Origin of the sequence: uncultured Bifidobacterium sp., assembly GCF_959020145.1 — a bacterium.
In the GTDB taxonomy this organism is placed as follows: domain Bacteria; phylum Actinomycetota; class Actinomycetes; order Actinomycetales; family Bifidobacteriaceae; genus Bifidobacterium.
The window spans coordinates 1-23,920 of the sequence record NZ_CAUEQY010000018.1; the positions used below are offsets into that span (position 1 = coordinate 1).

The window sequence follows — 23,920 nt, forward strand, 5'->3', positions numbered from 1 at the left end:
AATAAAAAAACCGAAGCGCCGTTGCTCCGGTTTTTCTACTTGCGGATAAGGCGAGATTCGAACTCGCGGAGGGGTTCGCCCTCACACGCTTTCGAGGCGTGCTCCTTAGACCGCTCGGACACTTATCCATTGTGCTACTTGAAAACAAGCAACTTCATCATTTTGCCACAGCTTTGGCGATTGTCAAATCCGATTGAGGGATTTTTGCGATGTCTGCGATTGCTCGGCGTGTCTTATTCGCGGGAACACTGCGTCGCATTGCGTGAAGACGGTTGCGCGGACAGCGTACGCAAGTCTGCGCTATGCGAATAGCGCTTCGTCGAATGCCGGATAACCCCAGTCGAGTGCCAGATCCACGCGGTCGGCGATCATGCTGGCGAGCATGCCCAGTGACTGTTCCCGGGAGTCATCCGAATGGTCGTCCGAGGTTGTTTGGGACTTCGTCGAGGCGTTCGACGAAGTCGAGCTTGCCGCAACGGCTGCGATTTCGCTGCGCGCGCAATTCATTTCCAGGACGGCATCGGTTGGCGCGTACAAGCCCGTTGCGGAATCCACGATGGTATTAGGATTGGCGAGCAGCTGCGTGACATCATAGGTTTTCGCACGATTGTCTTCGGCTCCGGAAATAGAAATCAGGCGTTGCGAAGTGGTTTTATGACGATCGCTGATGTCAAGCGTCGCATGACCGAAGGAACGCGCGGCGAACACCTCCATCGCGAACCCCACCTGATCTTCCGCAGCAGCCATGGCTGCAAGCGAATCCGTATCGACATCGAGCGAGTCAATGCCATCGCATCGTGACAGCGTGGGCTGTGCGATGTCAATCGCAAGCCGTGAGGCCATCAATCTGACGGCGTGACGGGCCTGCGCGCTGCGCAACGTGCCATCGGCGAATCGCGCCGGGCAATATGCCGCGGTGTTGGCCCAATCTGAAACCGCCTCCTGCGCGGCAAGATAGCGCATGACGATATGGCGTGACCTGTCTGCCATGATGTCGGCGTTGGCAGTCGCGTCTGCATACGCCTTTTCGCAAGGACTTGGCTGTTGTTCGGCTTCGGCGCGGCCTGCGATTCGAGGAGTGGAACACGCGGCCAGTGATGCCACAAGGACGCTCGCGCACACCAAGACGCAGGCGCGTCTGACAGTCGACAAGGCCAAGGGGAAAAACGGGGAGCGTGTCTGCATGAAACATTAGACTAGTAGTCGACTGTGACCATTGGGCCGAGCGCTCGGAATAACTTCATATAGGAGGTCTTGGAAGTATGGAACTGGACCTGGCAGGAATGCACCAGCTCGCAGCTGGGCAGGGAATCGATCCCGAGACGCTGGATGCCGCACTCTCGGAAGCATTGCGACTGGCATATCTGAAAACGCCGCACGCGGCGAAGCATGCTCGTGTGGAGCTTGATCCGCGTGCCGGAAGCTTTACCGTTTGGGCTCAGGATGAGATCCCCGTCGAGCCGACCGAGGATAATCCGCACCCTGCGCCGACTCTGGGCGAGGAATATGATGACACCCCGCGCGACTTCGGCCGTCTGGCCGCAGCCACCGCGCGTCAGGTCATCAGCCAGCTGTTCCGCAAGGCCGAGGACGACAAGGTGTTCGGCGCGTTCTCCGGGCAGAAGGGCAAGCTGATCACCGGCATTGTGCAGCAGGATGTGAAGGACACCTCCAATGTGCACGTGGCCGTTGGCGACGTCGAAGCGTTGCTGCCGCGTCGTGAACAGGTGCCGGGAGAGCGTTACCGCCATGGTGAGCGCATCCGCGTGTATGTGGTGAATGTCGCACGTGGCCTCAAAGGCCCGGAAATCGTGGTGTCCCGCTCCCATCCCGAGCTGGTTCGCCGTCTGTTCGAACGTGAGGTTCCGGAACTGGTTTCCGGTGCCGTCTCGATCATGGCCATCGCGCGTGAGGCCGGTGCCCGTACCAAGATCGCGGTGCGCGCCAACACCGAGGGCGTCAATCCGAAGGGCGCTCTGATCGGCCCCGGCGGTGCTCGCGTGCGTGCGGTGATGGAGAACCTTGGGCCGGAGAAGATCGATATCGTCGACTGGTCTGCCGATCCGGCGAAGTTCGTCGCGGCGGCACTGTCTCCGGCGGTCGCCACCGGTGTGCAGGTAATCAGCGAGAAGAACCAGACCGCAATCGCCTTCATTCATGATGATCAGCTGTCGCTGGCCATCGGCAAGGAAGGCCAGAACGCACGTTTGGCCGCCAAGCTGACCGGATGGAAGATCGGCATCGAATCCGCCGAGGCACACGCCAAGAAGATGGCCGAAGCGCAGGCTTCGACCAGCGGGGAAACCGCCGAATAACCAACACTTTCAGCAACGGTAAGCCCGTGGCGTTCAATCCACGGGCTTGAGTATGCTGGACTCGATAATCCAAAGCGTGGGGGTACGTGCCGTCATGCCCAGGGAAAAGACGAGGTATCACGAACATGGTTGCACGATGAGAAGGAACAAGCTCGCCGTGAATCAGTAGCGGTCGCGCTCGTATGCGCGCGGCCCAAGATAGGAGAAATTGAGTGCCGAAAGCACGCGTATATGAACTTGCCAAGGAACTTGGCGTTGACAGCAAGACTGTTTTGAACAAACTTGAGGCGATGGGCGAATTTGTGAAGTCCGCATCGTCTACCGTTGAACCTCCGGTTGCCCGTAAGCTGAGGAATGCTTTCGCTTCCAACGCGCAGGGCAACGCATCCGAATCCAAGAAGCCTGCGGTCCCGGCCAAGAAGCCGGCTGCCCCGGCAGCTTCGCCTACTCCTGCGCCTCGTGCCACTCCGGCTGCTCCCGCGGCATCCGCGGCAAAGCCTGCCGCTCCAAAGCCGGCACGTCCTGCAGCGTCCAAGTCCGAAGCCCCGAAGCCCGGCCAGCGCATGCCTCGTCCGGGTGATTCCCGCCAGCATGGCAATCGTGCCAACGGCAACGCTCCGCGTCCGCAGGGCGAACGCCGTCAGGGCGGCAAGCCGGCTCCGGTTCCGGGACCTCGCGCACAGCGCAACAATAACAATACCAATGCTCCGCAGGGCGGTAATGGCAACAATGCCGCCAATGGTGCGAAGCCGCACACTCCGGGCCCACGTCCGGGTAACAATCCGTTCAGCCGCAAGCAGGGCATGCATACCCCGACTCCGGGTGACATTCCGCGTCCGCATCCGATGAACCGTCCGAACGCCAACAACAATAACAACGGCGAAGGTCGTCGCGGCGGCCGTCCGGGTCAGGGCGGCGGCCAGCGTGGAGGTTTCCGTGGTCGTCCGGGCCAAGGCACCGGTGCGAAGCCGGGTCAGTGGGGCCAGCATCGTCCGGGTCAGGGCGGCGGTCAGCGTCCGGCAGGTGGTGGCAACCGTTTCGGTGGCGGCGCCAATACCAATGGTGGCGGCTTCCAGGGCGGCAACAGCGCTCCGAGCAACGGTCCGGCACGCGGCGGCGGTCGCGGTCGTGGCGGTGCTGCAGGCGCGTTCGGTCGTCAGGGCGGCAAGTCCTCGAAGGCTCGTAAGAACCGTCTGGCAAAGCGTCAGGAATTCCAGGAGATGAAGGCCCCGGTCATCGGCGGCGTGCGTATTCCTACCGGCAACGGTCAGACCGTTCGTCTGCGTCAGGGCGCATCCCTTGCCGATCTGGCCGAGAAGATCAACGTCAATCCGGCGGCACTGGTCACCGTACTGTTCCACCTTGGTGAGATGGCCACGGCAACCCAGTCCTTGGACGAATCCACCTTCCAGATCCTCGGTGAGGAAATCGGCTGGGACATCAAGATCGTGTCCGCCGAAGAGGAAGACAAGGAACTGCTGCAGCAGTTCGACATCGATCTGGACGAAGAAGAACTTCAGGAAGATGAAGATCTGAAGCCGCGTCCGCCGGTCGTCACCGTGATGGGCCATGTCGATCATGGTAAGACCCGACTGCTTGACACCATCCGTCGTACCAACGTCATCGCACGTGAGGCCGGCGGTATTACCCAGCGTATCGGTGCATACCAGGTGACCGTCGATCTCGAAGGCGAACCGCGTAAGATCACGTTCCTCGATACCCCGGGCCACGAAGCCTTCACCGCCATGCGTGCCCGTGGCGCCGAACTCACCGACGTTGCGATCCTTGTGGTCGCGGCCGATGACGGCGTGATGCCGCAGACCGTGGAAGCCATCAACCACGCTCAGGCGGCCAACGTGCCGATCGTGGTGGCCGTCAACAAGATTGATAAGCCGGGCGCGAACCCAGACAAGGTCCGTGGCCAGCTCACCGAGTACGGCCTCGTTCCGGAAGAGTACGGTGGCAACACCATGTTCGTCGACATTTCCGCCAAGCAGGGCACCAATGTCGACAAGCTGCTGGAAGCCGTGCTGCTGACCGCGGACGCTGAACTTGATCTGCGTGCCAACCCGGATATGGACGCTCGCGGTGCCACCGTGGAAGCCCGACTCGACAAGGGTCGCGGTGCCGTGGCAACCGTGCTCGTTCAGTCCGGTACTCTGCACATCGGCGATTCCATCGTCGCGGGAACGTCGTATGGCCGTGTCCGCGCCATGCTCGACGAAAACGGCACCCATATGAAGGAAGCCACGCCGTCCACTCCGGTGCAGGTGCTTGGTTTGACCTCCGTGCCGACAGCAGGCGATCTGTTCCTGGTGGCCTCCGATGACCGTACCGCACGCCAGATCGCCGAAAAGCGTCAGGCCACCGAGCGTGCGGCCCAGCTGGCCAAGCGTCGTAAGGTCGTGTCGCTCGAAAGCCTCAAGGAGCAGTTCGCCAAGGCTGAGGTCGACATGCTCAACATCGTCATCAAGGGCGATTCCTCCGGTTCCGTCGAGGCGCTGGAAGATTCCTTGATGAAGATCGAGGTGTCTGACGAGGTCGGCATCCAGGTGATCCACCGCGGTGTCGGTGCCATCACCCAGAACGATGTCAACCTGGCTACCGTCGACAAGGCCGTCATCATCGGCTTCAACGTTCGTCCGAACCGTCAGGTGGCGGATATGGCCGAACGCGAAGGCGTGGAAATCAAGTACTACTCGATCATCTACAAGGCCATCGAAGACATCGAAGCATCCCTCAAGGGCATGCTCAAGCCGGAATTCGAAGAGGTCGTCACGTCCCACTCCGAGATCCGCGAGATCTTCCGTTCTTCCAAGTTCGGCAATATCGCAGGTGTTATGGTGCAGGACGGCGAAGTCAAGCGCGGTACGAAGTGCCGTATTCTGCGCAACGGCATCGCCACCGTCAATGATCTCGAAATCTCCTCGCTGCGTCGCTTCAAGGACGATGTCAACTCCGTCAAGGAAGGCTACGAAGCGGGTATCAACCTCGGTTCGTTCAACGACATCGAGCTTGGCGATATCATCGAGACCTTCGAAATGCAGGAAATCGAACGCAAGTAGTCGATTGATTCGAACCAGCAATCGATAACAAGAAAGGAACGCCCACAGCTGACATACGGCTGCGGGCGTTCCGTAATACAACAGAACTTACCTGATTAAAGGACAACAATGGCAGGAACCAATCCTCGCGCCGCACGCATCGCGGCGTTGATCCAACGTGTGATCGCATCCTCCATGGAGGCGCAATTGCACGATAAGCGTCTCACAAACGTGACCATCACCGAAGTGCGTGTGACCAACGATCTGCAGATCGCCAAAGTCTATTGGACCCAGCTTGGCCGTGAAGGCCATGAGCAGGGCGAACGCCGCCGTGCACAGCAGGCACTGAACCAAGCCAAGGGTCGTCTGCGTTCCCTTGTGGGCACCAAGGCCGGTCTGCGTTTGACCCCGCAGCTCGAATTCGTATTCGACGAGGTGCCGGGCGAGGCACATGAGATCGAAGACATTCTCGCCATCGCGCGCAAGCGTGATGAAGAACTCGCCAAGGCTCGTGAAACCGCCCAGTATGCGGGCGAAGCCGATCCGTACAAGCATCCGGAAGAGGATGACGACGATGATTTCGACGATGATGACGTCGAAGTCGAAGATTGGGATGATGACGAAGAAGCCTGAACATTCCGGCCTGCTGGTCATCGACAAGCCGCAGGGGGTCACCAGCCATGACGTGGTCGCGGCCGTGCGCGGCGCCCTGCATATGAAGCGTGTCGGCCATGCTGGCACGCTCGACCCGATGGCCACCGGCGTGCTGGTGGTGGGTTTCGGCAATGCCACGCGACTGCTCAACTACATTGTCGACCATAACAAAACGTACGAGGCCACCATTCGCCTTGGACAGCGCACCACTACGGACGATGCCGAAGGCGAGCTGTTGCCGGCGGGGGAGCGGGCAGTGAACTTTCCTTCGCGTCAAGCCGTGGAACAGCTGATCACAGAACGGTTCACCGGGCGCATCGAACAGGTACCGAACGTCTACTCCGCCATTAAGGTCAATGGCCAGCGTGCCTATGATCTGGCGCGCGAAGGCAAGGATGTGGAGCTTAAGGCACGTCCTGTGACCATCGAAGAGTTCAACGTGCGGCAGGCGCGTTACGGCTACACGCATAGCGATCGTGCCGGCACGGAACTTGCTGGCGCAGTCGTGGCCGAGAGGACAGGAGATGGATGGATTGCCGACACTGCACCGCATGAAGATATGCAGCCCGTTATGGAACTCGACGTGACCGTGACCTGTTCCGCAGGTACCTACATTCGCGCGCTCGCACGCGATCTGGGCGAGGAACTCGGGTTGGGAGGCCATCTGACGATGCTGCGACGCACACGTGTCGGCAGATTTTCAGTGAATATGCCCAACGTCATGAGCGCCCACGCTGAATCCAAAACATTCACCAATCGTGAAGGCATGGAAGTGATGCGCAATCGTGCAGTGCTTGACGATGCAGATCATGCGCTCGATCATGCGCTCGATCCCGTGGCCAGCGCTGCGGCTTCCATGAATATGCTGGCCGTGAGCGATCAGGAAGCGGCCGACTTGCGTTTCGGACGCAGAATCGCGCATGACATACGTACGACCACGGCGGCGTACGTTGAGGAAACCAACGATTTGGTCGCCATCCTCGAACGTGCGAAACGCGGTGAGGCTAAACCGGTCGCGGTATTCAACTGAACCATCCAATCAGACTACAGATACGAATTCATACACAAGAAGGACATGATGAAGACAATCACGCTCACGCCTGATGCCAGCGGCATGGTGGATTGGCCTACGCTGAGCAACGATAAGAAATCCGTGGTGACCATCGGTTCGTTCGATGGCATGCATCAGGGCCATCAGGCGGTGATTCGCCGCGTGGTGGAACTCGCCAAGAAGGAACAGTCCTTCTCCGTGGTGGTGCTGTTCGATCCGCGCCCAGCGCTCGTGCACGGCTACGCGGCGCAAAACGGTGGCCAGGAGCCGCCGGCGGGCATGATCGACGCGCAGGCGCTCACCAGCATGCAGGAGCGTCTGCGCGCCATCAACAAGCTGGGCGTGGATTACACGCTCATCGTGCGTTACACGCTGGCGTTCGCGGCGAAATCGTACCGATTCTTCCTCGGACAAATGGTGGGCAAGCTGGGCATGCGCGCGCTAGTGCTCGGATCCGATGCGGCCATGGGTGCGAACCGTGCCGGCGATGTGAAGGCCATCGAGAATCTGGCGCTCGCCACCGGCGTGTTCCAGCTTGACGTGGTCGACGATCGTGGACCGGGCGAAACCCGCGTGCCAGCCAATGCGAAGCCGGTTATGCCCACCGACCATGGTGAGCCGGCCGATCCGCTGGAAGGCGCGTCCAAGGCGGAACGTCGCGCATGGAGCAAGAAAAACCAGGCGAAGGCCGTGCGCGTGTGGAGCTCCACGAATGTGCGCTACCTGCTGGGCCAGGGGCGCATCAAAGACGCCGACGCGATTCTGGGACATCCGCATGCCGTGGAAGGCGCCGTGGTGCATGGCGAGGAACGTGGACGCACCATCGGCTTCCCCACGGCGAATCTGAGCGAGAATGTGGCAGGCTATCTGCCGGTCGACGGCGTATACGCCGGTTGGCTCGTGGACCTGGGCGCGAAGACGGCGGACGATGGTGCGCAGGGCGCTTCCGAAGGTGTTTCGCAGCAGTTCGATTCCTCTTCCGTGGACGCGCGACTTGCCGATCATTCGCCATATCGTTGGCCTGCTGCGATTTCCATCGGCACCAAGCCGACCTTCAACGAGGTGACCGGAATGAACGATCGCGTGGTCGAAGCCTATGCCGTCACCGACGATTGGCTTGATTTATACGATCACCAGGTACGTGTGGAATTCGTAGGATTCCTGCGTCCTCAAATCAAATTCGATTCCGCACAGGATCTGATCGACGAGCTGAAGCGCAATGTCGAGGAAACCAAGCGAATTACTGCCTGATGCTAATCACAACGATGATCGCAATAATAATCACGATAATGACAGTGATTAATGAATGCTGATATTTCCAGTAAAAACGTATCAGTATTCAAAAATAGTGGGGCTCTTACGTAAGAATCTACGTAAGAGCCCCACTTGTATAGGTTAAAAAAATAACATAATGTATATGCTTCGCGTGCATACATGCAAAAACGGTATGTAGGGTGTGTATTATCGCAACATGGCGCCAAGCGCATCCTGCAATGTGTCGACCTGAACGATCGACAATCCGGGAATTGCGATTTCTCTACGTAATGTCGGCACTACAGCGGTGGTGAAACCAAGACGGGCGGCTTCGCGCAACCGGTATTCCAATCGCGGCACCGGACGCACCTGCCCGGTCAACGAAATTTCGCCAATCGCACATGTGGTGCGGCTGATCGCCTTCGATTTCGAGGCGCTCGCCAATGCGCCGACGATCGCCAGATCGCATCCGGGCTCGCGCGCCTGGCCTCCGGCGATGGTGGAAATATACAGATCGTTCGCCAAAAGATTGACGTTGCCATGCCTGTATAGCACTGCCACCAGCATGGCGATGCGGTTGGCGTCGACGCCGTTCGCGGCACGTCGTGGCGTTGGCAGTACGGATTTGGTGACCAGCGACTGCACTTCGATGGGAAGACTGCGATGACCGTCCAACGTGAAGGTCACGCACGTGCCCTCCACCGGAGAGGGATCTGCGGAATTGGACGAGGAAAGAAACAGTCCGGACGGGTCCGTCACCTCTTCGATGCCTTCGCCGCTCATATCGAAACAGCCGACCTCATCAGTAGGGCCGAAACGGTTTTTCACCGCGCGCAGCATACGCAATGCGGTTTCGGTGTCGCCTTCGAACTGGCAGACCACATCAACCAAATGTTCCAACGTGCGCGGGCCGGCAATCGACCCGTCTTTGGTGACATGACCGACCAACAATACCGGAATATCAAGCGTTTTGGCGGTGTCGATCAGCGCGCTCGCCACTTCGCGCACCTGAGTCGAGCCTCCGGAGATGCCATCGACTTCCTGCGAGACGATGGTTTGCGCGGAATCGACGATGGCCAGCGCAGGCTTGCATTGTTCGATAAGCCCCAGCGCGGTTGACAGGTCGGTGGTGGCGGCCAGAAGCAGATTCGGTTCGACCGCGCCGATGCGCGAGGCCCTCATGCGCACCTGCGCCTGCGATTCCTCACCGGAAATATAGAGCACCGTGTTGCGTTCGGGCTGCGCTGCGGAAAGACGGGCAACATTGCCTGCGGTCTCCAGCAGCAGCGTTGATTTGCCGATACCCGGTTCGCCCGCGATAAGCGTGACGGAACCGGGAACGATGCCGCCGCCAAGTACGCGGTTGAATTCCGTGAACCCAGTGTCGATTCTGGAAATGGTTTCCGTACTGATTTCCGTGATCGGTTTCGCCGCGGAATCGGGCACTGCATGCGATAGCGTGCGCGATGTGCGTCCGGGAGCGGCGGTGCGTGACGATGCGGAGGGGCGCGCTTCATGGAATTCCTCGATGGTGCCCCACTGGCCGCATTCAGGGCAGCGGCCCAGCCATTTCGGCCCGCTCCAGCCGCATTCGGAACATACAAATTGCGAGGACGTCTTTGCCATATCGCCGACAATACGGATATTTTGGGACAATCGTTTTCGGAGATATTAAGGGGGTGCTGGTGCGGGATGATGGCGAGATCACGGTTTCTGGATTCGAGCGTCTCACGGATATGAAAGAATAACAGCCATGTCTACTACGCAAACTTCCTCTTCTCATGGCAAACTGATCGTGGCTGTCATTGCCGCCGCTTTGGTGGTCGTGCTCGCCTTGGTGTCCGCTTTCATCTGGCCCGGCTGGGCTCTGAACAAGGGCGATGAAGCGTCCACTCAGGGCACCACCACCTCGCAGGGCGCGTCGCAGGATGCCTCTGAGCCGACCACGCCGTCCATTGACGCTGTGGCGTTGCCGGATGACGCCAGCGAACTGTTGAAGGCCATGCCTGATTCCGTGTTGAATTTCGCGCGCACCAAGGCCGATGCCAGCACTTCGTGGAGCGGCGCTTCCCCGGTCGAGGAGTACACGTTGACGTATTCCACGGGCAAGGACGGTCAGGATATCACCTTGAAAGTGGCGCAATGGTCTCAGTCTGATGATGCGCAAAGTCAGTATGACAATCTGACCGGTGCCATGACCGGCAAGGAGCTGGGCGGCGGCAATGTGAAGGTTTCCGGTGAAGCGACCGGCGCCTATAGCGCCAAAACCGATCCGGACGACGAAACCAAGGCCATCGCGGTCTGGCGCAACGATACCGTGGTGTTCCAAGCCACGGGAGCCAAGGATTCGGTGCAGCGCTTCTACCAGCAGTTCCCGCTGTGATACTGCCTACGGCTGGTTGTGCGATCCTATGATTCATGCATGATTCACGTAAGATTCAGCCGTGGACCATGCGGACTGCGTTTGCCTGATCTTCCGATAAAAAGGTGCGTGCTTCCACCATATGAATGCGGTTGTGTGCGTTAGTCCCCGAAGCAGTGTAGTATTGGGCAAGTTGCAAACTTTTACCCTTTGAGTTTAAGGAACGGAGGCTGAGATGGGCTCGGTCATCAAGAAGCGCCGCAAGCGCATGAGCAAGAAGAAGCACCGCAAACTGCTTCGTAAGACTCGCCACCAGCGCAAGTAGTCTTCAGGCGCGGTTGAAGCGTCGCTTAAACAAAATCCCGTATGTCTTCTTGAGGTATGCGGGATTTTTGCATATTGCAAAGAAATAAACGAAAAGTACGAGAATCGAAAATCAATAGATGCAAAAAGAAGGCTGTGCGTTCGAAGTTGAACGCACAGCCTCATATGGTTTCGTGTAGGTTCGCGAAAATCCGCGGAAAATGCGGAACTTACGCTACTTCAAACTCACTTGTTGGAGTTGGTGAGCACGCGCGGACCGTTGGGATCGCCCACGATGACCTGGTCCACCATGTGCAGGAACAGGCCATGCTCCACCACGCCAACGGTGTTGATGAGATCGTCGGCCAGAGCCTCCGGGTGTTCGATGCATTCGAGGTGCAGATCGACCACGTAGTTGTTCTCGTCGGTGCGCACCGGCTGGCCTTCGGCGTCGAGGCGAAGCACCGGCTTGTAGCCGCGGGATTCGAACTTCTTGACGACCTGGCCTGCGCCGAACGGAATCACCTCAACCGGCAGCGGGAACTTGCCGATGGTGTCCACAACCTTGGACTCGTCCACGATCCACACGATCTTGTTGGAGTTGGTGGCCACGATCTTCTCCCACAGCAAAGCGGCGCCGCCGCCCTTGATGCCGTTGAAGTTCTTGTCGACCTCGTCGGCGCCGTCGATGGTCACGTCGATGTGATCAACGTCATCGATGTCGACGATCTTGATGCCGTAGCCTTCTGCCTGCTCCTGAGTGCGGCGGGAGGTGGTCACGCCGGTGAACTCCAAGCCTTCCTCCTGCACGCGGCGGCCGAGCTCGTCGACCAGGAAGCGCACGGTCGAGCCGGTGCCCAGACCTGCGATCATGCCGTTCTGAATCAGCTTGGCAGCTTCGATGCCGGCTGCCTTCTTCAATGCGTCCTGCTGTGCCTTGTCCATGATCCTCCTTCGATATGGGGTTAAGACCGTCTCCATATTATCGGATGTGTTGATTTTTGTGCGTTTGCGGACATGTCATGAACGAAGGTGTGCCATTGGTGGTCAGCAAGTGTTTTCACAGGATGTTTCACGCACTTTCGAGGCGTTAAGGTCGAAAGTGCTGGCTCGTTAGTTGTGCTTGACTGCAAATGGCGCTTCGTCGAGGACGAGCGTGCCGTCGCCTTGCACGTAGCCTTCCACCGCGATGTAACCGCGGATCAGGCGTGGCTTGCCGTCGAACGTCGGACTGGAATTTGGCGGGGGAGTGAAGCGAATGGTGCCCGACACCGCCAATCCCGAAGGACTGGCGCGATGCGGCAGTTTCGGCAAGTCGGCGACGGCGTTCGTTGGCGCCGACACGTTTTCCGAGGAATTCGCGGATTGTTCGTTCTGTGCATCGTCGGCTGGCTGCCGCTCGTCATGCTCGTGGGGAAAACAGTCCGGCTTGAGCAGCATTTCGGCATACGATTTGCGCGGTGCCTCGGCGTCAGGCGTCGTGCCATCAGGCATGGTCGTATCAAGCGCGGTGGTCGGTTCCGGCATGTCGTCGGATTCCACCGACATTTCGTTGGACGTCAACGGCAATGTCGCCTCGTCGGGCGCTGGATAGCCTTCCGGCTCCACCAGCATATCGGCGATGGAACGCGGACGCGGCTCCGGATCGGCCGCGCCCATCAGATCATCGGCCAACGATCCTTGAGCGGACTTGCCTTGCCCGCGCCCCATATGGTATTCGTCCGTAGTGATTTTGCCGTCAAGCAGCATTTGGGCATCATCGGGAACATCGGTACCTTGCGAATATTCGGAAGCCAGCAGCGACTGCCAACCCTCCAAAGGAAGATATCCTTCACGGATCTTCGAACGGCAATCGCCCGCATAGGTGCGCGCCAGCTCGTCCACCTTCTCATTGCCGGCATTGCCGGCATGACCCTTGACCCATACGAATTTCACCGGTCCGGGGCGCTTGGAGATTTCGGCATCGATCGCGCGAATCAGATCCGCGTTCTTTACCGGCTTCTTCTGCGAGTTCTTCCAGCCGTTCTTCTTCCAGCCGTGAACCCACGTGGTGGAACAGTTGATCGCATACTGCGAATCGGTTTCGATCACCAACGGTTCGGAGCCGGGGTGCGCGCGCAACGCCTCCAGCACCGCGCACAGCTCGCCAATCTGATTGGTGCCGTTCGTAGCTCCGCCGGCATCGCAGTCGCCCTCATGGTGATGCCCCGGCTTGCCGCCTGTGGCAAGCTCATGATCGGCCCAACCCCAACCCATCGGACCATTCGGATTGCCTAAAGCGGAACCGTCTGTAGAAACCGTAATCGTCATATCTCTACCCTACGAAAGCCGTGAGACGCTGCCATACGTGGTGAACTGCGAACTGTGATCGGGCGACGTCGAACGGGAATCTCAATCATCCAAACACAGCATGACGGAAGCGCGGAACAGCGTGCCGTCATAATCGAACGAGGTCGCGCCATGATGCCGTTCCGCGGTTTCGCGCACGGTGGCGGTGCCCAAACCTTCACCCCCATGCTTGGTTGAGGCGAAAGCGTCGCCAACCTGCATAATGGAGGAATCGTGCGTGTTGTCGACCACAATGAACAGTGATGCGGGCGGCCCAGTGCGATATTTGATGCGCACCCTGAGTTTTTTCTCCCCATCCTGTTGTTTCATAATGGCCTCAGACGCATTTTCCAGTAGATTGCCGACCATGGAACATAATTCGGCATTATTGATGTTGAGATATTGCGGCACCGACGCTTTGACATCGACTTCAGCCCCTATATGGCGGATCCAATCACAGTAGTAGACCAGCACCGCGTTCAACGAAGCATGTTCGCAATACTGCATGGGGATGGGCTGCAACAGCCTATGATTGGCCATCTCCTCCAAATATGAGGTGATGCCGGGCATATCGTCGGCCGCGGCGAGAGCCTGCAACGTCTGAATATGATGCCGGATATTGTGCTTGATCTGCCTCGCTTCGTTGATGCGTTCGTTCATATGCTGCAGCTGCAAGGTCTGCATGGCTTCGTAATGTTCGCGTTTGCTGGCTTCGCGCAGTCGGTCCGCCTGCTGGATCATATACCAGATGAGGAAGTAGGCCATGGTCATGAAACCGGAATATGCGATGGATACGGTGAAGGCGATGCTAAGCACGCGGGTGTCGAGCAGCGATGCGTTGTCGGCGGGCATGCACCACACCACAATTGCTGTGGAAATGAACGGAAAAAGCCAGATGACCCTCCAAAAATTCCTGCTGATGGAAGGTGAATCGAATGTTGCGGAAAATGAATGATGGAACGGATGGAAAAGTGTAGTCGCCGCAATCAAATCAAAAATCAGCAGACTGATCATTCCCGGCCATCCGACACGTAAATTCATGGACTGCTCATTCAGAACAGCTAAATCCACGGCCAAAGACAGGTAATAAATGATCGCGACGATATATGCGGCTGTTGAAACGACGAAAAGAAGCTGCCCCCAAGGAAGATTCGTCATCTTACGTAAAGCCAATACCACAACCGGAGCCGAAGGAATCACGGACCAGAGCGAGGGGACGTGGGCGAGGCAACATGCGATGCCGCACAGGAAGAAGACAATCACGCCGGAAATCATGAGAATAAGGCCGTCGCGCTTGGGATTCTCCATATGATGCCAGGTCATGTACAGGCAGAGAAGCAGGCCCGTTAGCGCGTTTAGCTGCTCGCCGATGGCGAAGAACATGCATGATGGCGCGATCGATGCGAGTGCGTCAAGCATGGCTAGTCCTCCATTCTCATGCGGGTGAACGTGTATTCCGCGTATTTTCTGCAGGTGGTGGTCACCGCGGTTTTCGTGATGGGAATGTGCTTGCCGCCTTTCATCACGAATTCATTGTTGCTGATGCCTGACACGTAGTCGAAGTTGACGAGCACTCCTCGCGCGGTGCGGTAGAAGTTGCTGAATACGGTGAGACGATGTTCCACATCGGAGAAGTTGGTGCGGATTTTCGCGCAGGTGCCGTCGGCGAAGGTGAATTCCACATAATGCGCGCTGGAAAGCGCGTAGGCGATAAGGCGACGGTCCATGGTGATGGCGGGATTGCCGAACGCCACCTGCCATGCGGCGTCCGTGCTGCTTTGTGCATTGCCCGTCGATTGATGTTTTTTCAGATGAGTGACCGGTGTTTTCGTGTCGAGCTGCGCTGCGACGCGGTCCATGGTCGCATGGAACGCGTCGTGATTCAGGGGCTTCAACAGATATCCGCTTGCCTGCACCTCGTAGCCGAGCACGGCGAAATCAGTGCTTGACGTGATGAACACGATCGGGCAATCGTCGTTTTGTCTGCGCAGCGTCCGTGCGATATCAAGTCCGGTCGCCGCATGCGTGGCGGTTTCGTCGTCCGACAGATAGCAGTCGAGCAGCAGCAGGTCGTATCGGGCGTCTTTCCAGCTTTCGATGAAGGATTCCGCATCGGCGAAGGTCACGCATTCCACGCCGATATCGCGGGTGCGTTTGAAATATTCCGCGCACATGACGGCCATCAGTTGGCGTTCGGCGGCGTGGTCTTCGACGATGGCGATGCGCATCGTTCACCTCCCATGAAGATTGGCGGGGACCGCTGGACTGAGCGTTGTGTCGCTATCATTCAAGCGTAATGCGAAGCGGGGCCGGCCGGAGGGTGATAGCGTGCGTGTCATGCCAGAATTCGGCGTTTCGTGCCATATCGCACGATTCGTGTTCGTTGCGATTCGTATTCGGGCGGATATGCGAGAAGCCCGCCTTTTTCAGGAAAGCGGGCTTCTCAGTGAGTTTGCGAATGATTGGCGAATGGCTGGATTACGCCGATTCGCCAATGATCACTCGGCCAAGGCCTTGTCCACGACTTCGGTGGCTTCGGCGAGCACCTTGTCGAGGGCTTCGGGGGATTCGAAGGACTCGGCGTACACCTTGTAGATGTTCTCGGTGCCGGAAGGACGGGCCGCGAACCAGTTGTTCTCGGTGGTGACCTTCAGGCCGCCGATCTTGGCGTGGTTGCCCGGGGCTTCGGTGAGCTTGGCGGTGATGTCCTCGCCGGCCAGCTGGGTGGCCGCGACGTCGTCGCCGGAAAGCTTGGCGAACTTCTGCTTCTGCTCCAAGGTGGTCGGCGTGTCGACTCGCTTGTACCAGCTTTCGCCAAAGCGATCGACCTGTTCCTGATGCAGCTGGGCCGGGTTCTTGCCGGTCTTGGCGGTGATTTCCGCAGCCAGCAGGTCAGGGATCAGACCATCCTTATCGGTGGTCCACACGCGGCCGTCCTTGCGCAGGAAGCTCATGCCGGAGCTCTCTTCGCCGCCGAAGGCGACTTCGCCCTTGAACAGCGGGTCAACGAACCACTTGAAGCCGACCGGAACCTCAACGAGCTTGGCGTCGATGGAAGCGGCCACGCGGTCGATCAGGGAGGAGGACACCAGCGTCTTGCCGATGCCGGCGCCTTCCGGCCAGCCCGGGCGGTTGCCGCCGAACAGGTACTCTACGCACACGGCGATGTAGTGGTTCGGGTTCATCACGCCCCAGTTCGGGCATACGATGCCGTGACGGTCGGCGTCCGGATCGGTGCCGCCGACCAGGTCGTACTTGTCCCAAGCGCCGTTGTTGAGGGAGTCCACAAGACCCTTCATGGCGTACGGGGAGCTCGGATCCATGCGGATCTTGCCATCATGGTCGATGGTCATGAAGCTCCAGGTCGGATCGACCTGCGGGCGCACCACGTCGATGGTCAGGTTGAACTTCTCGTTCATCAGCGGCCAGTAGTTGACGGAAGCGCCGCCGAGCGGGTCGATGCCCAGGCGCACGCCGGAGGAACGGATCACATCGAAGTCGATGACGTTCTCCAGATCGGCGACATAGTGCTCGCGGAAGTCGAAGCGCTCGACCAGGTCGGACTTGACGGCCTGCTCGAACGGAACGCGCTTGATGTTCTTGAAATCGCCGAGCAGCTCGTTGGCACGATCCGCGATGGCGTTGGTGACGTCGGACGGAGCCGGGCCGCCGGTGACCGGGTCATACTTGAAGCCGCCATCGGTCGGCGGGTTGTGCGACGGGGTCACCACGATGCCGTCGACCAGGCCTTCGCCGGTGAAGCGCTGGGTGCCATCCGCTGCGCGGTTGTGGGTCAGGATGGCCTGGGACACAACCGGGGTCGGGGTGAAGTCGTCGCGGGAATCGATGCGCACGGTCACGCCGTTGGCGACGAGCACTTCGATGGCGGTCTTCCAAGCCGGCTCGGACAGAGCATGAGTGTCGCGGCCGATGTACAGCGGGCCGGTCACGCCGGCCTTCTTGCGGTATTCGGCGATGGCCTGGGTGATGGCGACGATATGGGCCTCGTTGAACGAGGTCTTCAGAGACGATCCGCGGTGGCCGGAGGTGCCGAAGGAGACACGCTGTTCCGGAACGTTGGGGTCGGGGACGACGTCATAGTACTTGCCGATGACCTCGTCGACATTGATCAGATCTGCTGGGGTAGCGGGCATTCCCGCATTGTTTGCAACCATAGTCACTATTCTGCCACGCTTTTGCGTCAGATGTGCGTAATTGTCCCATTATGCGCGATGAATACGTTGTCTGTTTAGTGCATGTTCGGATGTGTGTACATGAATTTTCGAAAATGGCGGATTCTGCGCTTAGCCGAGTTGCGCAATGTCAAACGATGGTGTATAGTTCTATGCTATTCGACTGATGCAGGGTTGCTAGTCAACATAAAGACGCAAGACCTGAGATGTGGCTGAACTATAGCCATATCTCAGGTCTTTTTTTGTTGCCCGAAGCGGTGTTGCTCGGATCGAATCGGTTGTAAGGGAAAGAAAGGAAATCAGGATGGCTGACTCACTCGCATCGCAGATCATCACTGCAATCGGTGGTCCTGAAAACGTTCGCAGTCTGACGCATTGCGCCACTCGACTGCGCTTTGAACTGGTTGACGCATCCAAGGTCGATCAGAATAGTCTCGAGCACATGCAGGGCGTGCTCGGCGCGGTGCCGCAGAGCGGCGACCGCTTCCAGGTGGTCATCGGCGGTGGCGTTGCCACCGTGTACGAAAACATCATGCATCTGCCCGAAATGGCCGGTGTCGGCGGTGCCTCCGCATCCGACGATGGTCAGAAGAGCAATGCCGACGTCAAGGCCGAAGCCCGTTCCAAGGCCCGCGGCAAGGTGGCTTGGCTGGACTCCTTCTTCGAGTATCTCTCCGATTCCTTCCGCCCGATTCTGGGCGTGCTGCTCGGCGCTTCCATCATCATCGCGCTGGTCAACCTGCTTATTTCGCTGAACGTCATTCCGAATGACGAGGTTTCCGCAGGCTGGGTATTCGTGAAAGCCATCTGGAAGGGCGTATTCTACTTCCTGCCGATCATGGTCGCCTACAACGCGTCCAAGAAGCTCAAAGTCGACCCATGGCTGGGTGGTGCCATCATGGCCATGCTCATGACCCCGCAGTTCACCGGCTTGATGGACGCCAAGACCACCACGTGCGTGGAGAACGCCGCTCTGGGCACCAAGTCTTGCATGGCCAACATATTCGGTCTGCCGATGGCATTGAGCGACTATTCCGGCAACGTGTTCGTGCCGCTGCTCATGGCCGCCGTGCTTGCTCTCGTCTACCACGGATTGAAGAGGATCATCCCGGAAAGCGTCCAGCTGGTCTTCGTGCCGTTCTTCTGCATGATCATCGTTGGCGCGCTGACCGCCTTCATCATCGGCCCGATCGGCGTGTGGGTCGGCAACGGCCTCGGCGTCGGCTTGGCCTGGATGAACACCCATGCCCCGTTCATCTTCGCCATCATCATTCCGATGCTGTACCCGTTCCTCGTGCCGCTCGGTTTGCACTGGCCGCTCAACGCCCTGATGCTCATGAACATCCAGACTCTCGGCTACGACTTCATCCAAGGCCCGATGGGCGTGTGGAACTTCGCCTGCTTCGGCGCTACCGCTGGCGTGCTCTTCCTTGCTGTGCGTGACAAGGATAAGGACATGCGCCAGACCGCTTTGGGCGCACTTGCGGCCGGCCTGCTCGGTGGCGTTTCCGAACCGTCTCTGTACGGCATTCACCTGCGTTACAAGCTCATCTACAAGCGCATGCTGGTGGGCTGCGGTCTCGGTGGCGTCGTCATCGCCATCCTCGGTTGGCTCTTCCCGTCCGTCACCGCCGCCGGCCAGACCGTGCATGGCGTGACCACCACCGCTTTCGCATTCACCTCGTTGCTGACCATTCCGGTCTTCAATCAGATGTGGGTGTATGCAGTGTCCATCGCCGTGTCCTTCCTCACCTCCTTCCTTCTGATCATCACCTTCGACTACCGCACTCCGGAACAGAAGGCCGAAGTGCTGGCCCGTGCGGCTGCCAATCAGAAGACCGCTGTCTCGTCGGTCGAAGCCAAGGGAGTCGCTCCGGCTGCTGCCACCGCGACTGCCACTGTTGCCGCCACCAAGACTGAAGCCCCGGCTGCTGCTGCCACCACCACCGTGGTGAACGCTCCAGTCGCAGGCCATGTGATTTCCCTGGATGAAACCGGCGATCCGGTGTTCGCATCCCGCGCACTAGGCGAAGGCGTCGGCATCCAGCCGGCAGACAGCACCGTCGTCGCGCCGGTATCCGGCGTGCTGCAGACCGTCGCCGAAACCGGTCACGCATTCGGCATCAAAACCGATGATGGCGTGGAAGTGCTCGTGCACGTCGGCATCGACACGGTGAAGATGAACGGCGAAGGCTTCGATGTGAAGGTCAAGGCCAACGAACACGTGAACGCGGGGGACAACCTCGTTGTCGTCGACTTTGATAAGGTTAAGGAAGCTGGATACAGCACCACCACATTGATGACGGTGCTGAACACAGTGGCCTTCGCGTCCGTCACGCCAAAGACCGGCGTCGACGTCAAGGCCGGTGAGTCGGTGATCGACATTCAGCGCTGACCAATCGCATAGTCGGAAGGGGCCGACGTGGACGTTCTTCGCGTATTCAACAATAATGTCGTACTGGCAAAAGACGGCAACAGTGAGGTGATTCTCACCGGTCGAGGTATAGGTTTCCAAGCCAAGCCCGGCCAGCATGTTGACGACGCGAAGATCGTCCGTCGGTTCGTTCCCGCAGATGGCAAGGATCCCGACCATATGGCCCAACAGGTGGCCGGGATTCCGCCCGAAATCATTCGTCTCGTTACGGACGCCATGAACCGCACCGGTCTGAAGGAACAGGCCGACAGACAGCCTGCATTGGTGCTGGCATTATCCGACCATATTTGCGGTGCGATCCGCCGATCGCAAAACAAGCAGACCATCGAATATCCGCTGGAAGCCGAAGTGCGTTCGCTCTACGCGAGCGAATATGCCAAAGGCAAAGCTCTGGTCGATGCCATGAACACGTATCTGGGCGGTGCGCTGCCGGATTGCGAAGCCGTGGCTTTGGCCCTGCACTTGGTCAATGCGGGCTTCTCTACCGGCGATCTTTCCGCCACATACACCATGACCGGCGTCATCCAGCAAATGCTGACGGTCATCGAAGGCTATTACGGCATCACTCTCGACCAGAACAGCGTCAATGTGGCGCGTTTCATCACGCATCTGCGCTATCTTTTCGTGCGCATCCACCAACATGAACAGCTTGATGACGAGCCTGAACCAATCGTGGAATCCATCAAAACCTCATATCCGAAAGCATCGGATTGTGCGAACAAACTTGCGATCATCGTCAAAATGCGATTGAACGTGAGTCTTTCGGAAGCGGAAATCGCCTATCTCACCTTGCATGTCGCACGAGTGACTTCTCATGCGACGGAATCGCATGAGAATGACGATACCAATGCATAATTTGCATAAAATACATAATCATCGTAATAAATAATTTAATAATTACGATAATAGTTACTGATTTACATTGGAAGTATTGGCTTCGGGCGCTTCCGGCACACGCACGCACAAAGATTTACGCTCCACACTGAAACGAATATGCTGCGTTTCGGGAAGCATATCGCCATCCACCTGAGCCAACACGGGTTTCTCCAACTTGATTTCCGCGCTGACGCCCTGAATCTGGTCAACCGTGGAATTCGTGGACAGCGGACTCTGCTGGGCCTTGCCGGTGATCGTCTGATGCAGCACATCGCCGAACAGATTCGCCCAACCGATCAAACCGCCGGATGTGTCAATGATCTCGTAATCGAGAATGCCGTCATCGTACACGGCGTCGGGCATGAGCGAAAATACCGGAATCTGGCCGCAATTGCCGGCCATGAACGTGCGGAAGGTCAATCCGTGCGTGGTGTGCGTGCTGCCGTCGGCGCTGGTAATGGTCACATCACCCTTGTACTTCGGGGCGAACAGGTTCTTCACGCCCGACACGAAATAGGCGAGCCAGCTGATGTTCTTCTTCAACTCAGGATCGGTGTCGTCGATCATCACCGCATCAAAGCCGATGCCCGCGATAATAAGGAACGCATGGCCGTGATCGGCGGCTTCATCATCGAGCAGCGTCAGTCGGCCGACATCCACCAAACGCGAACCATGAGATGTGGCGACGGTCAGCGCCGCATCGATATCATCCACAGGAATGCCCATATTGCGGGCAAACAGATTGCCGGTGCCAATAGGGATGATGCCCAGCGCGTGGCCGGTTCCCGAAAGTGCGCTCGCCACCGTGCGCACCGTGCCGTCGCCGCCGACCGCGACCACCACGTCGGCGCCATGCTCCAAGGCTTCCAGCGCGCAGGCGCGACCATCCTTATCAAGCTGCGTTCCGATATATTCAACCTGCGTGAGATGCTTCGCCTCGCAGAACTCCTGAATATGCTGCTTGCGTTGTTCCGCCTGCGGTTTCGAAGGATTGATCACAAACGCGTAATGCACCTGATCATCGTCGCGCTTGTCGAGCTGTTCCGCAAGTTTGCGATGCTTATACGCGCGTACTGCGAAAAAGGCGGCCGCGCACACCGCTGCGACCGCAAGAACGACAATCAGAATGATAACAGGCATAGGCATGTCATCTATTGTTCACGGAAGATGCGAAAAAAGCGAATCAAGACTGATTTATTCGACGATTCCTGCACGTTGTATACAAAAATGAGAGGACTGCGGCGGGTGTCGGCTTTCAGCACTAGGCTAGGAGGCATGCTTGATATCCAATTCATTCGTGAACATGCTGACGTTGTTAAGGAATCCCAGCGCAAGCGTGGCGAATCGGTCGAACTGGTCGACGAGGTGCTGCGCTCCGACGAGGTTCGTCGTTCCTCTCTGAAGGAATTCGAGGCTGCCCGTGCGCAGCAGAAGGAAATCGGCAAGAAGGTCGCCGCGGCTCCGGCCGACGAAAAGGCCAAGCTGATTGCCGAAACCAAGGAACTCTCCCAGAAGGTTTCCGAATACAAGGCCGCAGCGGACGCCGCAGCCGAAGAATACACCACCGCCATGTGGAAGCTTTCCAACGTGGTTGAGCCGGAAGCTCCGGAAGGTGGCGAAGACGATTACGTGGTGGTCAAGAAGGTTGGACAGATCCGCGATTTCGCAGCCGAAGGTTTCGAGCCGAAGGATCACCTGACCCTCGGTCGTGGCGTTGCCGGCATCGATATGGAACGTGGCGTGAAGGTCGGCGGTTCCCGCTTCTACTTCCTGCGCGGCCAGGTGGCACGTATGCAGATCGCCATGCTCACCATGGCTGTGGACCAGGCCGAAGAGCACGGCTTCACGCTGGCCATCACCCCGACGCTGGTGCGTCCGGAAGTGATGCGCGGCACTGGCTTCCTCAACTCCCACGCCGACGAAATCTACCGTCTGCGCGAACCTGATGAGCAGTATCTGGTCGGCACCTCCGAAGTGGCGCTTGCCGGCATGCACGAGAACGAGATTCTCGACCTGTCTGACGGTCCGCTGCGTTACTGCGGTTGGAGCTCCTGCTACCGCCGTGAGGCTGGCGCAGCTGGCAAGGATACTTCCGGCATCATCCGCGTGCACCAGTTCGACAAGGTGGAAATGTTCGTTTACACCAAGCAGGAGGACTCCTACAAGGAGCATGAGCACCTGCTGGCCATGGAGCAGGAAATGCTCGGCAAGGTCGAGGTGCCGTACCGCATCATCGATACCGCTGCCGGCGATCTGGGCTCTTCCGCAGCCCGCAAGTTCGACTGCGAGGCTTGGGTGCCGACCCAGGGTCGCTACCGTGAGCTGACCTCCACCTCCAACTGCACCGAATATCAGGCTCGCCGTCTGAACATTCGCGAACGTATGGAAGATGGCGGCACCCGCGCCGTTTCCACGCTGAACGGCACGCTGGCCACCACCCGTTGGCTGGTTGCCATTCTTGAGAACCATCAGCAGAAGGACGGCTCCATCGTCATTCCGCAGGCCATGCGTGCCTACATGGGTGGCAAGGAAGTCATCGAGCCGACCAAGTGGGAAGCCTGATAGAGTTTGGGTTTGCTTGGCAGAGTCTGATAGCTTGGGTTGCTCGTGGAGTTTGGTAACTCGGGTTTGTTTATCGGTTCCACTGAGTTGCTGAGCTACTAAACTGCTGAAACGGACTTCTGCAATACGAAATATGGAAGTCTGAGGATGCCTGGCATTTGGCATTTGCCGATTTCTGGCTTTTCTGGCTTATGGGAAGGGACTCGCGGTGAGCGGGTCCCCTCTTTTTTGTTTTCGCCGCGTTCTTTCCTTTGTCCTTGCTCGCTTTCTTCCCCTCGTTCTTTGGGTTGTGCTATATTAGCGTTTCGTGCGTGATGCACATGGGTAGGTGTCTGAGCGGTCTAAAGAGACGGTCTTGAAAACCGTTGAGGTGCAAGCCTCCGCGAGTTCGAATCTCGCCTTACCCGCCTATAAGGCTTACTGAGAGCGCTCTAAGCGCCCGGTAAGCCTTTTTTGTTGCTGCAATCCGGGTAAACTCCACCCAAGTTCGGCTCAGCACCGTCCAAGTCTCAATTCTTCCATCCACTGGAACAATCTTCCCGCT

Annotated in this window: 18 protein-coding genes and 2 tRNA genes; 11 read left to right on the plus strand and 9 right to left on the minus strand. The window is 58.4% G+C overall.

Translation table 11 applies throughout. The features are described from left to right. Positions 1–42: 42 nt before the first annotated feature. Both Q5H33_RS06025 and Q5H33_RS06030 read right to left on the minus strand, forming a co-directional pair. A tRNA-Ser gene (locus Q5H33_RS06025) sits at positions 43–128 on the minus strand. Positions 129–300: 172 nt separating this feature from the next. Then, positions 301–990 carry a hypothetical protein gene (locus tag Q5H33_RS06030; protein ID WP_226668326.1) on the minus strand — a complete coding sequence of 230 codons (690 nt, stop codon included), beginning with the start codon at positions 988–990 and terminating at the stop codon, positions 301–303. Positions 991–1,262: 272 nt separating this feature from the next. Here Q5H33_RS06030 and nusA point away from each other — a divergent pair, with 272 nt between their 5' ends. The 5 genes from nusA to Q5H33_RS06055 all read left to right on the plus strand — a co-directional run bounded on the left by nusA (position 1,263) and on the right by Q5H33_RS06055 (position 8,315). Continuing rightward, entirely contained in the window at positions 1,263–2,315 is a 1,053-nt protein-coding gene (gene nusA / locus Q5H33_RS06035; protein ID WP_022245496.1) for a transcription termination factor NusA, read from the plus strand. A 212-nt stretch (positions 2,316–2,527) separates the two neighbouring features. Continuing rightward, complete coding sequence (gene infB / locus Q5H33_RS06040) at positions 2,528–5,380, plus strand: translation initiation factor IF-2 (RefSeq protein WP_055063028.1); 2,853 nt, start codon at positions 2,528–2,530, stop codon at positions 5,378–5,380. Between the two features lie 108 nt (positions 5,381–5,488). Next, positions 5,489–5,992: a 30S ribosome-binding factor RbfA gene (rbfA, locus tag Q5H33_RS06045; RefSeq protein WP_022245499.1), complete on the plus strand. Its 504-nt coding sequence runs from the start codon at positions 5,489–5,491 to the stop codon at positions 5,990–5,992. After that, positions 5,976–7,043, plus strand: coding sequence for a tRNA pseudouridine(55) synthase TruB (truB, locus tag Q5H33_RS06050; protein ID WP_226586470.1), 1,068 nt, complete (start codon positions 5,976–5,978; stop codon positions 7,041–7,043). The genes rbfA and truB overlap by 17 nt, the downstream gene beginning before the upstream one ends. 48 nt (positions 7,044–7,091) lie before the next feature. After that, complete coding sequence (locus Q5H33_RS06055) at positions 7,092–8,315, plus strand: riboflavin kinase (protein WP_226563233.1); 1,224 nt, start codon at positions 7,092–7,094, stop codon at positions 8,313–8,315. Between the two features lie 210 nt (positions 8,316–8,525). Here Q5H33_RS06055 and radA read toward each other — a convergent pair whose 3' ends face one another. Further along, positions 8,526–9,944 (minus strand): DNA repair protein RadA, encoded by a 1,419-nt coding sequence (gene radA, locus Q5H33_RS06060; protein ID WP_270545129.1) that lies wholly within the window; start codon positions 9,942–9,944, stop codon positions 8,526–8,528. A gap of 127 nt (positions 9,945–10,071) precedes the next feature. Between radA and Q5H33_RS06065 the strand changes: the two genes are divergently transcribed. Together Q5H33_RS06065 and Q5H33_RS06070 are read left to right on the plus strand one after the other, a co-directional pair. Then, positions 10,072–10,701, plus strand: a complete 630-nt coding sequence (locus tag Q5H33_RS06065) for a hypothetical protein (protein WP_004219996.1) — start codon at positions 10,072–10,074, stop codon at positions 10,699–10,701. A 214-nt stretch (positions 10,702–10,915) separates the two neighbouring features. Beyond that, the gene (locus Q5H33_RS06070; protein WP_004268639.1) at positions 10,916–11,005 is read left to right on the plus strand and encodes a 30S ribosomal protein bS22; all 90 of its coding nucleotides are present in this window, start codon (positions 10,916–10,918) and stop codon (positions 11,003–11,005) included. A 224-nt stretch (positions 11,006–11,229) separates the two neighbouring features. On the opposite strand, the gene rpiA is transcribed toward Q5H33_RS06070, so the two are convergent. The 5 genes from rpiA to pgm all read right to left on the minus strand — a co-directional run bounded on the left by rpiA (position 11,230) and on the right by pgm (position 17,486). Beyond that, the gene (rpiA, locus tag Q5H33_RS06075) at positions 11,230–11,928 is read right to left on the minus strand and encodes a ribose-5-phosphate isomerase RpiA (RefSeq protein ID WP_033524206.1); all 699 of its coding nucleotides are present in this window, start codon (positions 11,926–11,928) and stop codon (positions 11,230–11,232) included. A gap of 168 nt (positions 11,929–12,096) precedes the next feature. Continuing rightward, complete coding sequence (locus tag Q5H33_RS06080) at positions 12,097–13,293, minus strand: ribonuclease HI (protein ID WP_226563220.1); 1,197 nt, start codon at positions 13,291–13,293, stop codon at positions 12,097–12,099. Positions 13,294–13,374: 81 nt separating this feature from the next. Beyond that, entirely contained in the window at positions 13,375–14,730 is a 1,356-nt protein-coding gene (locus Q5H33_RS06085; RefSeq protein WP_117810800.1) for a sensor histidine kinase, read from the minus strand. Positions 14,731–14,732: 2 nt separating this feature from the next. Beyond that, positions 14,733–15,539: a LytTR family DNA-binding domain-containing protein gene (locus tag Q5H33_RS06090; RefSeq protein ID WP_004219986.1), complete on the minus strand. Its 807-nt coding sequence runs from the start codon at positions 15,537–15,539 to the stop codon at positions 14,733–14,735. Between the two features lie 270 nt (positions 15,540–15,809). Continuing rightward, entirely contained in the window at positions 15,810–17,486 is a 1,677-nt protein-coding gene (gene pgm / locus Q5H33_RS06095; RefSeq protein WP_302423554.1) for a phosphoglucomutase (alpha-D-glucose-1,6-bisphosphate-dependent), read from the minus strand. A gap of 322 nt (positions 17,487–17,808) precedes the next feature. Here pgm and Q5H33_RS06100 point away from each other — a divergent pair, with 322 nt between their 5' ends. Both Q5H33_RS06100 and Q5H33_RS06105 read left to right on the plus strand, forming a co-directional pair. Then, complete coding sequence (locus tag Q5H33_RS06100; RefSeq protein WP_004219983.1) at positions 17,809–19,899, plus strand: glucose PTS transporter subunit IIA; 2,091 nt, start codon at positions 17,809–17,811, stop codon at positions 19,897–19,899. A gap of 27 nt (positions 19,900–19,926) precedes the next feature. Continuing rightward, positions 19,927–20,793 (plus strand): PRD domain-containing protein, encoded by an 867-nt coding sequence (locus tag Q5H33_RS06105; RefSeq protein WP_022244981.1) that lies wholly within the window; start codon positions 19,927–19,929, stop codon positions 20,791–20,793. Between the two features lie 54 nt (positions 20,794–20,847). On the opposite strand, the gene Q5H33_RS06110 is transcribed toward Q5H33_RS06105, so the two are convergent. Beyond that, complete coding sequence (locus Q5H33_RS06110; protein WP_004219978.1) at positions 20,848–21,960, minus strand: diacylglycerol kinase family protein; 1,113 nt, start codon at positions 21,958–21,960, stop codon at positions 20,848–20,850. A 129-nt stretch (positions 21,961–22,089) separates the two neighbouring features. Here Q5H33_RS06110 and serS point away from each other — a divergent pair, with 129 nt between their 5' ends. Together serS and Q5H33_RS06120 are read left to right on the plus strand one after the other, a co-directional pair. After that, complete coding sequence (gene serS, locus Q5H33_RS06115) at positions 22,090–23,376, plus strand: serine--tRNA ligase (protein WP_033524209.1); 1,287 nt, start codon at positions 22,090–22,092, stop codon at positions 23,374–23,376. Positions 23,377–23,698: 322 nt separating this feature from the next. Next, a tRNA-Ser gene (locus Q5H33_RS06120) sits at positions 23,699–23,783 on the plus strand. The last annotated feature ends 137 nt before the right edge of the window (positions 23,784–23,920 follow it).

Excerpts from the sequence above, each read along its gene's own strand:
- truB (WP_226586470.1), top strand. The coding sequence starts at position 5,976 with ATGACGAAGAAGCCTGAACATTCCGGCCTGCTGGTCATCGACAAGCCG.
- rbfA (WP_022245499.1), top strand. The coding sequence starts at position 5,489 with ATGGCAGGAACCAATCCTCGCGCCGCACGCATCGCGGCGTTGATCCAA.
- nusA (WP_022245496.1), top strand. The coding sequence starts at position 1,263 with ATGGAACTGGACCTGGCAGGAATGCACCAGCTCGCAGCTGGGCAGGGA.
- Q5H33_RS06090 (WP_004219986.1), bottom strand. The coding sequence starts at position 15,539 with ATGCGCATCGCCATCGTCGAAGACCACGCCGCCGAACGCCAACTGATG.
- rpiA (WP_033524206.1), bottom strand. The coding sequence starts at position 11,928 with ATGGACAAGGCACAGCAGGACGCATTGAAGAAGGCAGCCGGCATCGAA.
- pgm (WP_302423554.1), bottom strand. The coding sequence starts at position 17,486 with ATGGTTGCAAACAATGCGGGAATGCCCGCTACCCCAGCAGATCTGATC.
- Q5H33_RS06070 (WP_004268639.1), top strand. The coding sequence starts at position 10,916 with ATGGGCTCGGTCATCAAGAAGCGCCGCAAGCGCATGAGCAAGAAGAAG.
- Q5H33_RS06085 (WP_117810800.1), bottom strand. The coding sequence starts at position 14,730 with ATGCTTGACGCACTCGCATCGATCGCGCCATCATGCATGTTCTTCGCC.
- Q5H33_RS06055 (WP_226563233.1), top strand. The coding sequence starts at position 7,092 with ATGAAGACAATCACGCTCACGCCTGATGCCAGCGGCATGGTGGATTGG.
- Q5H33_RS06080 (WP_226563220.1), bottom strand. The coding sequence starts at position 13,293 with ATGACGATTACGGTTTCTACAGACGGTTCCGCTTTAGGCAATCCGAAT.
- Q5H33_RS06100 (WP_004219983.1), top strand. The coding sequence starts at position 17,809 with ATGGCTGACTCACTCGCATCGCAGATCATCACTGCAATCGGTGGTCCT.
- Q5H33_RS06065 (WP_004219996.1), top strand. The coding sequence starts at position 10,072 with ATGTCTACTACGCAAACTTCCTCTTCTCATGGCAAACTGATCGTGGCT.
- radA (WP_270545129.1), bottom strand. The coding sequence starts at position 9,944 with ATGGCAAAGACGTCCTCGCAATTTGTATGTTCCGAATGCGGCTGGAGC.
- serS (WP_033524209.1), top strand. The coding sequence starts at position 22,090 with ATGCTTGATATCCAATTCATTCGTGAACATGCTGACGTTGTTAAGGAA.
- Q5H33_RS06030 (WP_226668326.1), bottom strand. The coding sequence starts at position 990 with ATGGCAGACAGGTCACGCCATATCGTCATGCGCTATCTTGCCGCGCAG.
- Q5H33_RS06110 (WP_004219978.1), bottom strand. The coding sequence starts at position 21,960 with ATGCCTATGCCTGTTATCATTCTGATTGTCGTTCTTGCGGTCGCAGCG.